We start from the raw sequence: 17,534 nt of genomic DNA, 5'->3' as shown, positions 1-17,534 counted from the left end.
CGGGGCGGGCGGGGGGGGCGGGGGGGGGGGGGGGGGGGGGGGGGGCCGGGGGGATCCCGCCCCGCCCCCCGGCGGGGGGCGCCGCCCGGGCGCGGGGGGGGGGCGCCCCCCCCCCCCCGCGACCGGGGAACGCAACCCCAACGGCACCTACCAGGCGGGCAACCGTCCGGACGGCACCGTCCGGACGATGTTCCCCGACCACTGGAGCCCGGACGAGGTCCTGCACGCCGTCCGGCAGGTCTATCTGCACAGCGTCCGGACCGGCGGGCTGACGCCCAGCCCGGGGCGCTCCGGGCGGTCCGTCTTCGACGGTGAGTACCAGGGCGTACGAATCCGGGGCACCGCCGACTCCCTCGGCGACATCACCGACTTCGCGCCCCACCCCGACCAGTCGGGTCTGGAACCCCCCGCCCACCTCACGCCCCCTCCCCCGCGCGTTGTCGGCGACGACCCGGCCATCAGCGAGGCGGCCGGCCAGTTCTTGCTGCGCGGGGACCCGTCCACCCGGACCGGTGTCCACTACGCCCACGCGGAGAACGACCTCCCGCAGAGAGAACGCGGCATCATCTTCGACCGGTTCGAGACACCGGGGCCCGGTGGAGTGCAACAGGCCCAGGTCTGGTTCCGCGAGCCGACGCGTGGATCGGGAGGCCGGCCGGGCGGCGATCAGGTGCGCTTCCGGGTCGCCAGGGGCGACGTCCCCGAGATGAGCACCCCGGACGGGCACGAGATCCATCCCCGGATGCTGTTCCCGTCCTCCTGGAGCGCCGGAGTCCTGCGCGACGCCGCACGCGACGCCCACCGGGCCGCCCTGGCCGGTGGCCTCTTCGAGGTGCTGCCCGAGGGCGGATACCTGTGGGAGGGCGACGCCAACGGTGTCCGCATACACGGCTTCGTGAAGGACGGGGAGCACCGCTGGTTCCGTCCCTCCCGCTTCCAGCCGCGTGCCGAGTGGAACCAGGACAGCGTCATCGCCGTCACCGGCCCGACGCCGGTGACGATCGCAAGGCCGACCGGCGGCCTGGCCGAATTCCGGGTCGAGCACGTGGTGTTCGAGGGCGGCGACCGGGGGCTGTCACTCACCCGGGTCGTCACCTACCCCAGGGAAATGCCTCCCACCGAGGTCGAGTCGCTGCGGCAGCAGGCGGCGGCGGTGCAGCAGCACATCGACGTCCACCACAACGCATCGAACCCGTCCCGTGCCGATGGGCAGTTGCCGCTGACCCGGTTCGCGGTGGAGCTGAGGCCGGCGGACGGGCCGGGCCGGCACATCGACGGCTCGGACCTCGGCGACCTGTCGACCCAGGACGCCTCGGTGGCCGCCGACCGGCTGCTGGGCCTCGACCGGGACCCCGTGGCGGACCGGACCGCGCTCGTACGCCAGGTGCTGGAGCACCGGCAGCCGGTGCCGGAGGACAGCGATTCCTGGCACAAGCCGCCCGGGCACACGGCGCACACGGACGGGAACGCCCAGCAGGAGAGGCTCTGGCGGGCGGACATCACCGCCGCGCTGCGCCGTCACACCAGGCACGGCCTGCTGGACGAGCCGGGCGTCCGGGAGCTGCTGTCGGCGCGCCGGACGGCCGACGACGCGCCCCATGTGACCCGTGGGACGACCGAGGCGGAGGTGGTGGCCCGTACCGAGGCCGCCTTCGATCCGGACTACAACGGGACGTCCGGCGCGTCCCTGGGGCAGAGCTGGACGGCCGACCGGCTGCGGCTCGCGGCCCTGCACGCGGCCCGCGGCAACGCACCGCGCCGCCAGGACACCTCCCGGCCCGGCACCCTGATCATCGAGACGACACCGGAGCCGGGCGTCAAGCTCGTCACCCGGATCGACCGCGGGTCGCTGCTCATCCTCGGGGCCCAGGTCCGCGCGGTTCCTGTCCCGCGCCCTTCGGTGGACGGTCCCGGTACCCCCGCGCCGCTGACGCCCGGCGTAGAAACGCCCACCCCACAGACGCCCGGAGCGGGGCCGTCCACGCCTGGCACGCTTTCCCCCGAGTCGCCGTTCCCGGAGTCGCTCCTCCCCGGGTCTCCCTACTTCGAGACGCCCTTCCCCGAGTCACCCGCCGCCGGCATGTCCGTACCGCGGACACCCGGTCCCGAGACACCCGGCGCACCCCTGACACCCGGCCCCGGCACTCCCCGTGCTGAAACACTCCCGCTGGAGACACCCGGCCACGAGACGGCCGGCCACGAGACACCTGCCCCACTTGCCGGGCACAACACCCAGGTGAACCCGGTGCACGAGGCCGCCCTGGCGGATGTGCTGGGCCTGCAGCCCGCCGACCTGCTCAGCATCTCGCCCATACTGCGCAGTTCGTCCTCTCCCAGCGAGGCGTTCCAGAGGCTCACCACTCTGGCGGGCCGCGTCGACAACCACCTGCACGTGCCCACGCTCGTCCAGCGGATGACGGAACTCCAGGTTTCCGTGCTCGACTTGTGGGACCTGTCGACCTTCCTGCACAACCAGGGCGACAGCCTGCAGAGCTTGATCGGCCTCCCCCACATGGACCCGGTCGGCCAGCAGACCGCCCAATGGCGGACGACCAAGGTCCCGAAGCCCGATTCGGACACCCTTGCCGTCGCTCACGCGCTGGACGTGCACCCCCTCTTCCTGACCAGGCTGGTCAAAGCCCTCAACCTGCCCGGCCCCCTCGCCGTCGCCCGGCTCAGCGGCGATCCCTCCGCGTGGCAGCGCGCCGCCACCCCCGAGTACCTGGGGCACGAGTATCTCGTCAGCCGGCGCGCGGAAGTCGAGAACCTCAGGGCCGAGCTGGACCGCGAGCGGTTCGCCACCGTCACCGAGAACGTGCTCGGCGGGGACTTTATCCGGACCAGCGACACCGACCGCGACTACCGCAGCTTCCTCCACTGGACCACCACCTCCGATTTCGGTCTGCGGCCCTTCTCGGACGAACAGTTGGCGCACCTGATCACCAACTGGTCTGCGGCGAGGGACACTCCGGCTGCGTCACCACCCGCCCATTTCGATCCCGCGGTGCTCCGGACGTTGCAGGACGAGTTCGACCACCATGTGAACCTCGCCCGTTTCGGGGTCAGTCAGGCCGAGAGGGGCACCGACCCCACGGCGCTCCTCCATGCCTATCTGGGACTCAACGAGCTGAGCCCCATCGTGGAGGAGCAGCAGACCGAACTCGCTCAGCGGCTCGCCGCTCTGTGGGCGAACAACCCCATGAGTCCCGCAACGGTCACCGGACCGACCGCTCCCGCCGGACAACGCACACCGACGCCCCCGGTCGTCGACGAGGACACGGTGATGGGCGAGGATGCCTTGCTGGACGAGGACGGGGACACCGTGATGTCCTCGCCCCCGCTCGTGCCCCACCCGTCCCCGCCAGTGGCCCCGGCACACACCCCCACGCACACACCCGCTTCCCAGCACACCGCCGACCACTCCGTCGCCGAACTCCCGACGGCTCCCGAGCCGGTCTCCGACGACCTTTCGCTGGGTACTGCCGAGGTGCTCCCGCCCAGCAACCGGACCATGGTCCGGGGCGGGGCCGCCGCTTCCGTCTGGGTGCGCGGGTTCGCCGTGGAGCGCACCCAGCTCAGCGACGGCAGTGTGCGCGCCGAAGTCACGGTGCGCATCCATCTGGAACTGCAGGGGGGCGCCACCGACCGACATGCCGAGTACGCCGAGGAGATGGCGGATCGCGGCATCGACGCGTACTACAACACCCCGAACCACCGTCTCCCGAACGGCGATCTGCTGCGGGTCAAGATGAAGTTCGTCGACGACCCCGCACAAGCCCACCACACGGTGAAACTGCACCCGGACCCGGACGGGACCGGCCGTGACGACAGCGGCACCTGGTATGTCTCGGAGGGCGGCGCAAACGCGAAAGAAAAGTCGCACATCATCGCGCACGAGACCGGCCATCTCCTCGGCTTCCAGGACCAGTACCGCGAAGCCAGGGAGGGCGTGCCGCTGCGGCCGGTGTACGACGACCACTCGCTGATGTCCGGCTACTGGACCGACGACGCGGGTCTCGTGCAGTTCAGCATGGACCACATGGCTGGAGGGCGGTTCGACCCGTCGCTGCGGATCGTGCCCCGTGACCTGCTGCTGCTCTCCACAGCCATCGACGCCGCCTGGAAACACACCCCCGGCGTGACCCCGGGCAAGCACGACAAGGCCAAGGCCCACATCCCGCTCGACGTACGGGAACGCGTCCTGCGCGGCAACCCCAGCACCGGCACCACCGGCCTGCTCGCCCCACGCGGCCCCTCCGGACGACACCGCCCCGAAGCCACCGGACCACGCAACCCCAACGGCACCTACCCGGCAGGCAAACAGCCCGACGGCACCGACCGGACAATGTTCCCCGACCACTGGAGCCCCGAAGAAGTCCTGCACGCCGTCCGCCAGGTCTACCTCGACCACGTCAGGACCGGCAGCCTCACCACCGACCCCGACCCCGACCACGCCGGACGCAGGACGTTCGACGGCGTCTACCAAGGCGTACGCGTCAAGGGCACCGCCAACGCCAACACCGGCACCATCACCGACTTCGCACCCCACCCCGACCAGAGCGGCCTGCAACCGCCCACCCACCTCGAACCACCACCACCCCGCGATCCGTACGACGAACCCGCGTACGGGGACGTCGCGCTGCGCTTCCTGACCTACGGCTCCACCTCCGGCAGAACCGGCGTCCACTACGCGATGCCCGGTCCGGGCGGAGCCCTCGCGCAACGCAAACACGGCGTCCTGGTCAATCCGACGTGGGCCGCGCATCCGAACGGAACCCAGTGGGCCAACGTCTGGTTCAAGGAACCGAACCTGCGAGGGCTGACGGCACAGGCCGCCGCCAACGGTGCCCCGCCTCCTCTCGAATGGCAGCGCGGCGACCAGGAGAACGGAGCCGTGCTCGGCGCCGACGGCACGGTGACCACTGGCCAACTGCTCTTCCCCGACCGCTGGTCGCTGTCCGATCTCCGGAAGGCGGTAGCCAGAGCCCACGACCACGCGCTCGGCAACGGTTCGCGGGCGGACGCCCCGGGGGGCGGCTATCTGTGGGAGGGCGTGCATGACGGCGTACGGATGCACGGACACATCCGCGACGGCGAACACCTGTGGGTCAGGCCCTCGACATACCAACCGCTGCTCTCAGCCACGTCCGCCGAGGTACTCGCGGTCACCGCTCCCCTGCAATTCAGTGTGCCCAAGCCGGATGGCACGGAGGCGCTGTTCCACGTCCAGCGGGTGATCCACCAGGACAGCACCCTGGGCATGCGCGTCACCCGGATTCTGCCGCGTCCTTCGCTGGGCGGGGAGGTACACAGCCGACTGGTCGACCAGCAGCTGCCGGAGGTAAGCAGGCAGCTGGCCGCCGAGTTCAAGGTGCTCGACCCGCTCCAGCGCCGCGAACTGAGCAGGATCACCTTCGCCGTAGAGCTGTCCCCGACGAACGTCACGACGACGATCCCCCGCCGCTCCGAACTGTTCCAGATCATGATGGACAACGTGGACACGAGCACCCTGCAGGACCTGACGCTGTTCGCCCCCACCGACCAGCAGGGCCTGTCCTCCTTCGTGTACAGCGTGGCGGAACTGCTGCCTCCGGTACCGCGGACACCGGCCGGCTGGCAGGGTCCGCAGGGGCAGCCGCACCACGGGCAGGACCCGGTCTGGGCATCGGACGTGACGGCCTCGGTGCACCGCAACACCCCCGCCGGACTGCTCGACGAGCCCGGCGTACGGGAGTTGCTGGCGCAGCACGGAAGCCAGAATCCGCAGCCCGGCCCCGTCCCGAACGCGAGCGCAGGCACAGACCCAGGCGCTGGCACAGAGCCAGGCACAGGCACAGGCACAAACATCGAGCGCGCGGCCACGGCAGCCCAGGCCCTCGGACTGCACCCCTCCGACCTCACCAGCATCGACGTCGCTGTGCGGGGCAGCGGCCCCCTGCATCCGGCCCTCGACGCGCTCGACCGGCTGACCGCCCGACTGGAGGCCGGGCCCACAGGGCCGTTCGTCCGCCGGATGACGGAAATCGGTGCGCCGCTCTCCGAGTGGTGGCACTTCTCGTCGTACCTGCACACCAAGCGGGGCCGGCTGTCCGACGTGGTCGGTATGGACCTGGCCGGAGCCAAGAAGCTGCTCAACGACTCGCGCACCCGCCCCCTGCCACTCATCCCGCACGACACGGCAGCCCAGGCCCATGAACTGGGTGTGCACCCGAACTATCTGAAACGACTGGCTGACACCCTCCAAGTACGCCCGGAGTACGTCACCAACCTGGGCGAGGACAAGACCTACTGGCAGCAACCCCTTTCACCCGAAACCCTGGGGCAGAACTACCGCGACAGAGAACGCGAGAAGCAAGAAGACATTCGCATCGCCGGCGACCGCACCCGGTTCGACACCATCGCCGACCAACTGCTCGGCGGCGAACCCTCCCGCACGGAGCAGAGGTTCCGCTCCTTCATGCACTGGTCCAAGGAGGCGCAGTACCTGGGCCTGGAGGTCTTCACGGATCAGCGCCTGCGGGAGTTGGCGGAGCACTGGCGCAAGGAGACGAAGGACGGGACCACCCCAGTGCCCGCGGACTTCGACCCGCGCAAGAACGGGAGGGTCCGGGCCGATCTGTTCCTTACGGTGGAACTCGCCCGGCGGTCGGGCCCACTGCCCCAGAAACTGACGGACGACCTGGCCCTCTACCAGGAGTTCGCCGTCCAGCCCCAGCTGACGGATCTGGACAGGCGGTACGTGGGCGGCGTGTCCCAGGACGACGGCCCGCCCGCGACACCTCCCACGGACCCGCACCCCGCCCAGCCGACCTCCATCCAGCCACACGCCGGCCCGCACAGGGCCCCGGCATCCATACCCACGCCCGCTACTGCTACTGCTCCTGCTCCTGCTCCTGCTCCCACCCTCACCGCCACACCCGCGCCCGCACTCACGCCCACCGCCAAGTACGCCGTCGCCGATCTCCCCCCGGCTCGCCGCCCCGAGCCGGTCACCGTCATCCGTTCGCTGGGTACGGCCGACGTTCTCCGGCCCAGCAACCGGACCATGGCCAGGGGCGGGATCGCCGCGCCCGTCTGGGTGCGCGGGTTCGCCGTGGAGCGCACCCAGCTCAGCGACGGCAGTGTGCGCACCGAAGTCACGGTGCGCATTTATCTGGACCTGCAGCCCGGCGCCACCGACAGGCACGTCGAGTACGCCCAGGAGATGGCGGAGCGCGGCATCGAGGCGTATTTCAACACCCCGAACCACCGTCTCCCGAACGGAGATCTGCTGCGGGTGAAGATGGAGTTCGTCGACGACCCCGCACATTCGAACCACACGGTGAAACTGCACCCGGACCCGGACGGGACCGGCCGGGACAACAGCGCCACCTGGTACGTCTCGGACGGCGGCGCGAACGGAGTCGACAAGTCGCACATCATCGCGCACGAGACCGGCCATCTCCTCGGCTTCCAGGACCAGTACCGCGAAGCCAGGGAGGACGTGCCGCTGCGACCGGTGTACGACGACCACTCGCTGATGTCCGGCTACTACACCGACGACGCGGGACTCGTGCAGTTCAGCATGGACCACATGGCTGTCACCGGGCGGTTCGACCCGTCGCTGCGGATCATGCCCCGTGACCTGCTGCTGCTCACCACGTCCATCGACGACGCCTGGTCGCAGACCCCCGGCGTGGCCCCGGGCGAGCACGACGGAACCAGGGCGCACATCCCGCTCGACGTACGGGATCGAGTCCTGCGCGGCAACCCCGGCACCGGCACCACCGGCCTGCTCGCCCCACGCGGCCCCTCGGGGCGGCCCCAGCCCGAAGCCACCGGACCACGCAACCCCAACGGCACCTACCCGGCAGGCAAACAGCCCGACGGCACCGACCGGACAATGTTCCCCGACCACTGGAGCCCCGAAGAAGTCCTGCACGCCGTCCGCCAGGTCTACCTCGACCACGTCAGGACCGGCAGCCTCACCACCGACACGATCCGGTCCGAACGCCACGGACACCCCGTACGCTCCGGACGCAGAACCTTCGACGGCGTCTACCAAGGCGTACGCATCAACGGCACCGCCGACACCACCGGCACCATCCTCGACTTCGCGCCCCACCCCGACCAGTCAGACCTGCAACCGCCCACCCACCTCGAACCACCACCACCCCGCGAACTCACCGACGAACCCGCATTCGGAGACGTCGCACTGCGCTTCCTGACATACGGCTCCGCCTCCGACCGAACCGGCGTCCACTACACGCTGCCGGGTGACGCCGGGGCCTTCGCGCAGGACAAACACGGCGTCTCCATCGAACCGCTGTGGCCCGCATACCCGAACGGCACCCAATGGGCCACGGTCCTGTTCAGGGACCCGAACGTGCGGGGGCGGACGGCACAGGCCGCCGCCGACGGCGCCCCGCCGCCTGTCGAATGGCAGCGCGGCGACCGGGAGAACGGGACCGTGCTCATCTCCGACGGCATGACGGCCACCGGTCAGCTTCTCTTCCCCGAATACTCGTCGCTGTCCGATCTCCGCGACGCGGTAGCCGGAGCCCACCGCACCGCACGCAGCACCGACTCATGGGTGGAGGTCCCGGAGGGTGGCTATCTGTGGGAGGGCGTGCACCACTATCTGCGGGAGAACGTGCACCTCCACGTAAGGATGCACGGACACGTTCGCGACGGCGAACACCTGTGGGTCCGGCCCTCGACAGACCAACCGCCGCTCTCCCACACGTCCGCCGAGGTGCTCGCGGTCACGGCTCCCGTAGATGTCGTCCTGACCAAACCGGATGGCACGCCGGCGCCGTTCCGCATCCAGCGGGTGATCCACCAGGACAGCACCCTGGGGCTCCACATCACCCGAGTCCTGCCGCATCCTTCGCTGTCCGACGAGTTCCGCGACCACCTGCTCGACAATCTGCTGCCGGACATACGTGAGCAGTTGGCCGACGAATTCAATCAGCTTTCCCCGTACCGACACCGTGAACTGAGCCTGGTCACCTTCGACATAGAACTGTCACCGACCGAAGACGAGGCGATGGAACTCGGGGCCGACTCCGAACTGGTCAAGCTCGCGCAGTCCGACGAAGACCTCAGCCCCCTCATACCGGACCTGATGGCGGTCGACCCCGCCGACGAAGCGGGCATGGACACCTTCCTGCGCGGCATTCAGGACCTGCTGCCGCCGCTGTCGGAACGACCGGCCGACTGGCAGGCCCCGCAGGGGCAGCCGCACCACGAGCAGAACCCGGTCCTGAAGTCGGTCTGGGAGTCGGACGTGACGACTTCGGTGCACCGCAACACCCCGGCCGGGATACTCGACGAGCCCGGCGTACGGACGCTGTTGGCACAGCACCGGGGCCAGGAAACACCTGGTCCGCTCACGAGCACCGGCACAGACACGGTCGTCAGCGCCCATCGTGTGGCCGCGGCAGCCGGGGCCCTCCGGCTGCGACCCTCCGACCTCACCAGCATCGAGGACGCCCTGCGGGGGTCCACCCCCATCCGCACGGCCCTCACGTCACTCCGCCAGCTGGCCGGCCGCATGGGCCTGGGGAACTCCACGCGCGAGCTCGTGAAGCAGATGACTGAAATTGGTGTGCCGCTCTCCGAGTGGTGGCACTTCTCGTCGTATCTGCACACCAAGGGGCAGACGATGTCCAAGGTTGCCGCCATGGACCCGGCCAGGGCCAAGAAGCTGTACGAAGACTCGCGCGCCGAACCGCTCCCGCGCGTCCCGGACGATACGCGGTCCCTCGCCTACACCCTGGGCATGCACCCGAGCTATCTGCAGCGGCTGGCGGACGCCCTCCACCTGGCCCCGGAAGATGTCCTCGGTCTGGGTGAATACGAGACCTTCCGGCAGCAACCCCACGCACCTGAGGCCCTGGCGCGGAAATACTGGATCGACAACTATCAGAGGCTGGAGGATTTCCGCTTCACCCGCAGCCAGATACGGTTCAACACGGTCGCCGACCAACTGCTGGGCAGCGAACCCGACCTCACATACGCGCGCTACCGCTCCTTCATGCACTGGTCCGAGGTCGCGAGCGAGGGGCTGCACATCTTCACCGACCGGCGCCTGCGCGAGCTGGTGGAGCACTGGCGGGTGGAAACGAATGACGGCACCGACCAGGTGCCCGATGACTACGACCCGTTCGATGAACGGGAGCGGTATGCCGAGCTGCTCCACTCGGCCGACAAGTCGACGCTGCTGGACCCGGCGAGGGAGGAGGCCCTGGAGAACCACGACGAGCGCATCAAGGCCCGGCAGAAGCAGTTGGACGAGCAGTACGTGGGGGGCGTGCTTCAGGAGGCCGGCCCGCCCGCGCCCCACCAGCCCGCGGCGCCGCACCCGCAGTCTCCGCCCGCCTTCCTCCCCCAGAGCCCCGCGAACCCCTCGCAGAGCCCTCTCCCGCCTCGGGCACCCGCAACACGGGCACCCGCAACACGAGGCCGGTCGCATTCCGCGCCGGCGCCGGTCACCGTCCCCCCGCAGCGGCCCACAGCCCTGCGCCCGTCGGCTCCCCTGCCGCCGCCGGCTGCTGATCCCGCCCCGCACAGCGTCAAGATCTCCCGGCCCTCCCCCGAGTTCCTGAAGAGCGCGGGCCACGCGGGACCCGTGAGTCAACGCCGGTTCAGCGCCCGGCGCACCGTCCTGCCGAACGGTGTCACCCAGGCGGAGATCACCGTACGCATCCGCCTGGACGCCCAGGACGGTGTGACCCCGGAGCTCATCCAGGCCACCAAGGACATGACGGACCGCGGCCTCAAGAAGTACTACGACGACCCGGGCCACCGACTGCCGAACGGCGATCTGCTGCGGGTGAGGGCCGAGTTCACCGACGACCCGAAGCGGGCGCACCACACCATCGCGCTGCACCTCGACCGCGACGGCACCGGCCGGAGCGACAGCGGGAACTGGCGCCTCTCCATGGACACCATCGATTCCCAGTCGCACATGCCGCCCCACGAGATCGGTCACCTCATGGGCCTGTGGGACTACTACCGCGATCCGCTGGAGGGGTACAAGTCCTGGCCGGTCTACGACGAGCACGCGCTGATGGGCGGCAACTACGCCGACCCGCTCTTCGGCCGGATCGTGTCCGACAACAACTTCCAGCGTCCATCGACCAAGTCGCCGTATCTGCGGATCATGCCCCGCGACCTCATGGTGCTGGGCACCTCGATCGGAGCGGCGCACCAGGACACATCACGGGTCCCCGCCGACATCCCGCTCGACGTACGGGAACGGGTCCTGCGCGGCGACCCCCGCACCGGAGCCGTCGGCCTGCTCGCCCCGCACGGCGCAGCCGACCGGCCCCGCCCGGTGGCCACCGGCGGGCGCAACCCGAACGGCACCTACCGGGCGGGCACCAACCCCGACGGCAGCGCCCGGACGGTGTTCCCCGACCACTGGACCATGGAGGAGGCGCTGTACGCCGTACGCCAGGTGTATCTGCGCGAGCAGGCCGCCGGCCGTCTCGTACCCACCACGGGCGCCCGTGGAATCGAGTCGGGGAACTACCGCTTCACCGGCGACTACCAGGGCGTACGGATCAAGGGCACCGCCGACGGCAAAGGCACCATCACCGACTTCGCACCCCACCACGACCAGACCGATCTGGAGACGCCCCTCCACCTCGAAATACCGGTCCGTCCCGAACTGACCGGCCATCTCCAATACCCCGCCCCTATGCCCGGATTCACCGACGACGCCGCGATCGGCGAGGCCGCGCTGCACTTCCTGACGTACGGCTCCACCCACAACAGGACCGGTGTCCACTACGCGCTGCCCGGTCCTGAAGGGGCCATCGCGCAGTACAACCAGGGCGTCCACATCCACCCGCTGTGGACCGCGCACCCGAACGGCACCAAGTGGGCCACGGTCTGGTTCCGGGACCCGAACCTGCGGGAGCGGACGGAACGGGCCGCCGCCAACGGCGATCGGCCCCCCTCCCCGTGGCAGCTCGGCGACCAGGAGAACGGGGCCATACTCGGCACCGACGGCACGACGAGCATCGGCCAACTGCTCTTCCCCGAACGCTGGTCGACGCACGATCTCTGGAACGCGATCGTCGTGGCCCACCGCGACGCGCACATCAGCCGTTCGTGGGTGGAGGTCCCGGAGGGCGGCTATCTCTGGGAGGGCGTGTACAACGACGTAAGGATGCACGGACACGTCCGTGACGGCGAACACCTGTGGGTCCGGCCCTCGACATACCAACCGCCGCTCCGGCCGGGCCTGTCCGAGGTGCTCGCGGTCACCGCTCCCCTACATTTCACCCTGCCCAAGCCGGATGGGACGCCGGCGCTGTTCCACGTCCACCGGGTGATCCACCGGGACGGCACCCTGGGGATGCGTATCACCCGGGTCCTGCAGTATCCGTCGCTGCTCCCGGAGCAGCACGGCCGACTGGTCGGCCGGCATCTGCCGGAGATGCGTGAGCGACTGACCGCCGCGTTCGACCGGGCCGACCCGTTTCGGCGGCGCGAACTGAGCTGGGTCACCTTCGACATAGCGCTGTCACTGATGGCCGACCCGGTGACGACGCTCAAGGACCACCCCGAAGTACCCGGCATCCTGACCGGCTCGGCCACGGGCGCCCTGACAGCAGTGATGACGGTCGACCCCACCGACCAACGGCGAATGGACCACCTCCTGCTCAGCGTCGCCAACCTGCTGCCTCCAGTGCCGCAGACAACGGCCGGCTGGCAGGTCCCGCAGGGGCAGCCGCACCGCGAGCAGGACCGGGTCTGGGCATCGGACGTGACGACTTCGCTCCACCGCAACACCCCGGCAGGACTGCTCGACGAGCCCGGCGTACAGAGGTTGCTGGAGCAGCATCGAAGCCGTCAGCCGTCCGGCCCGCTCACGAACGCGCACACCCACAGAGGCGGGAACCAGAACGCGGGCACCGGCATCGGCACCGACCGCACAGCCGCGGCGGCCGAAGCCCTCGGACTGCGCCCCTCCGACCTCACCAGCATCGAGACCATCCTGCGGGGCACCGCCCCCCTGCGCCCGGCCCTCGACGCACTCGGCCGGCTGACCGCCCGGCTGGAGGCCGGGCCCACCGGCCCGTTCATCCGCCGGATGACGGAAATCGGTGCGCCGCTCTCCACATGGTGGTCCTTCTCGTCGTATCTGCACACCAAGCAGATCCGGTTGTCCGACGTGGTCGGCAAGGACCTGGCCGGAGCCAAGAAGCTGCGCAACGACTCGCGCGCCCTGCCGTTCGTCCCGCCCGAGACGGCAGCCGAGGCGTACGCGCTGGGCGTACACCCGAACTATCTGGAACGACTGGCCGACACCCTCCACGTACGCCCGGAAGACGTCACCAACCTGGGCAGGGACAAGTCCTACTGGCAGCGGCCCCTTTCGCCCGAGGCCATGGCGCGCGACTACCTGGTCAGCGAGCGCGAGAGCCGGGAGCAGGTCCGCCTCGCCCGCGAGCAGACACGGTTCAACACCGTCGCCGACGAACTACTGGGCAGCGAATCCACCCTCGCCGAGAAGCGCTTCCACTCCTTCATGAACTGGTCCGGTGTGTCGCACCTGCCCCTGAGCATCTTCACGGATCAGCGCCTGCGGGAGCTGGTGGGGCACTGGCGGGTGAAGACGAATGACGGCACCGACCAGGTGCCTGCGAGCTTCGACCTGCGCAAGGACGGGCAGCAACACGCCGATCTGCTCCTTGCGGTGGAACTCGCCAGGCTGTCGGGGCCGCTCCCTCCAGAGCTGGCGGAGAAACTGGCCAGACGCGAGAAGCACATCAAGGGCCAGCTGGCCATATTGGACCTCGACTACGAGGGGGGTGTGCTCCAGGACGACGGCCCGCCCGTGACGCTGTCCGCGGACCAGTCCGCGCCCCACCGGCCTGCGGACCCGCAGCCGCCCCACCAGCCCGTGGAACCGCAGCCCGTGGAACCGCAGTCCGTGGAACCGCGGCCCGCGGCCCCTCACGCGCCCCTCCAGCCCCACCAGTCCCTGTCCACCGCCCTTCCGCAGAGCCCCGCGAACCCCCAGTGGAGCCCTGTCCCACCGCAGGCACCCACCGTCCCGGACACCCCTGTCACCCCGCAGCCCCCCGCTCCCTCCGACGGTCCCACTCCGGGCAGCGTCGAGATCCCCCAGCCATCGGACGCGTTCCTGGACAGCTCGGGCTACACGGGGCCCGTCCGGGAACGCCGGTTCACCGCCCGGCGCACCGAAGGGCCGGACGGTGTCACCAGCGCGGAGGTCACCGTACATATCCACCTGGACCCCCAGGGCGGAGCCACCACCGAACTCGTCGAGGCCGTCGAGGCCGCGACGGTCCGCAGCCTCGATACGTACTTCAACGAGCCGCGGCACCGCCTGCCGAACGGCGATCTGCTGCTGGTACGGGCCGAGTTCACCGACGACCCGGACCAAGCGCACCACATCATCGAGCTGCACCACGACCCGACTGGCAACGGCCGGTCGCGCTCCTCCGAGTGGCACGTCTCCGAGGAGACCATCGGATCCGAACTGCACATGCCCGCCCACGAGATCGGTCACTTGCTGGGCCTGTGGGACTACTACCGGCACGACGCCCCGGGGTCCGACCACAGGCCGGTCTACGACGATCACGCGCTGATGGGCGGCAGCTACATCGACCCGCTCTTCGGCCGCATCAGGGTCGACAGCCGTTTCCAGCCCTCGGCGCGACTGTCGCCGCATCTGCGGATCATGCCCCGCGACCTCCAGCTGCTGGGCACCTCGATCGGAGCGGCACTGCGGATACCGAAGCCCACCGCCAACATCCCGCTCGACGTACGGGAACGGGTCCTGCGCGGGAACCCCCGCACCGGAGCCATCGGCCTGCTCGCGCCGCACGGCGCCGTCGACCGGCCCCGCCCGGTGGCCACCGGCGTGCGCAACCCGAACGGCACCTACCAGGCGGGCACCCACGCCGACGGCAGCGTGCGGACGGTGTTCCCGGACCACTGGACCCTCGAAGAGGTGGTGTACGCCGTCCGGCAGGTGTATCTGCACGAGCAGCGCGCCGGCGGTCTGGTACCCACCACGGACACCCCCGGCATCACGCCGGGGAGCTATCACTTCGACGGCATCTACCAGGGTGTACGGATCAAGGGCACCGCCGGCCTCACCGGCACCATCACCGACTTCGCGCCCCACTCCGACCAGACCGAGACCTTGCCGCCCGGCCAATTCGGCCCGCCCGCCCCACTCGTGTCGCCCGCCCCACTCGGACCGCCCGCCCCCCTCGTGCCACCCGCCGAACTCGCACCACCGCCGGGGCTCAGCAATGAGCCCGCGATCGGTGAGAGGGCCCTGCACTTCGTGATGTACGGCGCCGCCCACAGCCGGACCGGCGTCCACTACAAGATGATCGGTGCGCGCGGGGCCGACGCGCAGCTCGACCAGGGCGTCTTCGTGGACCCGTTGTGGGCCTCGCTCCCGAACGGCACCCGGTGGGCCCGCGTCTGGTTCAAGGACCCGAACCTGCGGGGGCGGACGGCACAAGCGGCCGCCGACGGCACCCTGCCGCCTTCCGGGTGGCTGCTCGGCGACCAGGAGAACGAGGCCATGGTCGGCGCCGACGGCGAGGTGGCCACCGCCCACCTGCTCTTCCCCTCCTCCAATCGCTGGGCCGAGATAGTCATGGCCCACCGCAACGCACACTCCACCGGTTCCCTGGTGGAGGTCCCGGAGGGCGGCTATCTCTGGGAGGGCGTGCACAACGGCGTACGGATGCACGGACACGTCCGCGACGGCGAGCAGCTCTGGATCCGGCCTTCGTCGTTCCAGCCGCCGGCCCCGAAGCGTTCGCCCCAGGTGCTCGCGGCCACCGCCCCCGTACGTTTCGGGGAGCCCGGACCGGATGGCACGGCGGCACCGTTCCGCGTCCAGCGGGTGATCCACTCGGACGGCTCGCTGGGGGTGCACATCACCCGGGAGCTGCGGCATCCGGCGTTGTCCCCGGAGCTGCGCGAGGATCTGACCGACATGCTGCCCAAGACGCAGACGCAGCTGGCCGGCTTCAACCGGCCCGACCCGTCCGGACACCGCGAACTGAGCCTGATCAGCTTTGGCGTGGAGCTGTCGCCGGTGGACGACCCGACGGTGAGCGAAGACAGCACGGAACTGACGGACATCATGGCGGGCTCCCCGAACCCGGGCACGCTGAAGAACCTGATGGGGTTCGACCCCGACGTCCGGGAGGAAATGGACACGTTCCTGTCCCGGGCCACACCTCTGCTGCCGCCGGTACCGGAACTGCCGTCCGGCTGGGAGGGTCCGCAGGGTCAGCCGCACCACGAGCTGGGCCCGGTCTGGACGGCGGACGTGGCGGCTTCCCTGCGCCGCAACACCCCGGCCGGACTGGTCGACGAGCCGGGCGTACGTCTGTTGTTGGCGAAGTACCGAAGCGCGAACCCCACCGGCCCCGGCACAAGCACGAACGCGGGCACGGAGACGGGCACAGGCACGGAGACGGGCGCGGGCGCCGACCGCACGGCGGCGGCAGCCCAGGCCCTCGGACTGCGCCCCTCCGACCTGACGAGCATCGAGGTCGCCCTGCGGGGACCCACTCTCCTCGGCCCGGCCCTCGCCGCGCTCGACAAGCTCACCGTCCGTCTGGGCGCCGGACCGCACTCCACGGCCGAACTCGTCAAGCGAATGACGGAAATCGGTGTGCCGCTCTCCGAGTGGTGGGACTTCTCGTCCTTTGTGCACACCCAACGGGACTGGGTGTCCGCCGCGGAACCCGACAAGCGGCTCACCATGTCCGACATGATCACCAAGGATCTCGCCGAGGCCAAGGCGGTGTACGACGGCTCGGTCGCCCGCCGGCTGCCGCCCGTCCCGCGCGAGACAGCGGCCGAAGCCTTCGCCCTCGGCGTGCACCCGCGCTATCTGACACGGCTGGCCGACGCCCTTCGCCTGGACCCGGAGGACGTCAAGAAGCTGCCCAGGAGCAGGTTCATCCCGCGCCAGGCCCTCTCGCCCGAGGGCCTGGCGCTGAAGTACCGGATCGATCACCGGAGTGAGGTGCTGGACCTCGGCTTCGCCCGCGACCGGACACGGTTCAACACCATCGTCGGCGAGCTGATGTACGGCGCACCCGTCCCCCCGGGACTGTTCCATTCCTTCATGCACTGGTCCACGGTCGCGGACCATGGGCTGCACGCGTTCACCGATCGTCAACTGGGACAGTTGGTGGAGGAATGGTTCATGAGCCCACCGGCCAAAACCGGAAAGGTGCCCGTAGGCTACGACTCGCTCGCGGCACGGAAGGAACACACCGCCCTGCTCCATGACATAGAGGTGGCCGAGCAGTCGGGGCAGCTGACCGCCGAACAGGCAACGGCGCTGAGGCTGCACGAGCGGAGCATCGAGCAGCGGATGAGGTCGCTGTACCAGCGGCTCAGGCAGGGCGAGCAGCAGAACGAGGATCCACCCGTGACACTGTCCGCGCAGGTCTTCGCCGCACTGTCCGGCAACGACTGACACCCACGAGCGACGCGCACGACGGACGCACACGAGCAGCACGAGA

1 protein-coding gene (running past one end of the window) is annotated in these 17,534 nt (G+C 70.1%); it reads left to right on the top strand.

Going from position 1 to position 17,534, the window contains the following annotated elements; translation table 11 throughout:
• Positions 1 to 17,488 carry the 3' portion of an EndoU domain-containing protein gene (locus tag ACFXBC_RS05225; protein WP_385018924.1) on the top strand. It extends 470 nt beyond the left edge of the window, so 17,488 of the gene's 17,958 nt are visible here — the last part of the coding sequence; its start codon lies off the left edge, out of view; it ends in the stop codon at positions 17,486 to 17,488.
• Positions 17,489 to 17,534 lie beyond the last annotated feature (46 nt).

It is taken from the genome of Streptomyces sp. NPDC059398 (assembly GCF_042751845.1).
Taxonomy (GTDB): domain Bacteria; phylum Actinomycetota; class Actinomycetes; order Streptomycetales; family Streptomycetaceae; genus Streptomyces.
This window is presented reverse-complemented; position numbering and strand designations above follow the sequence as displayed.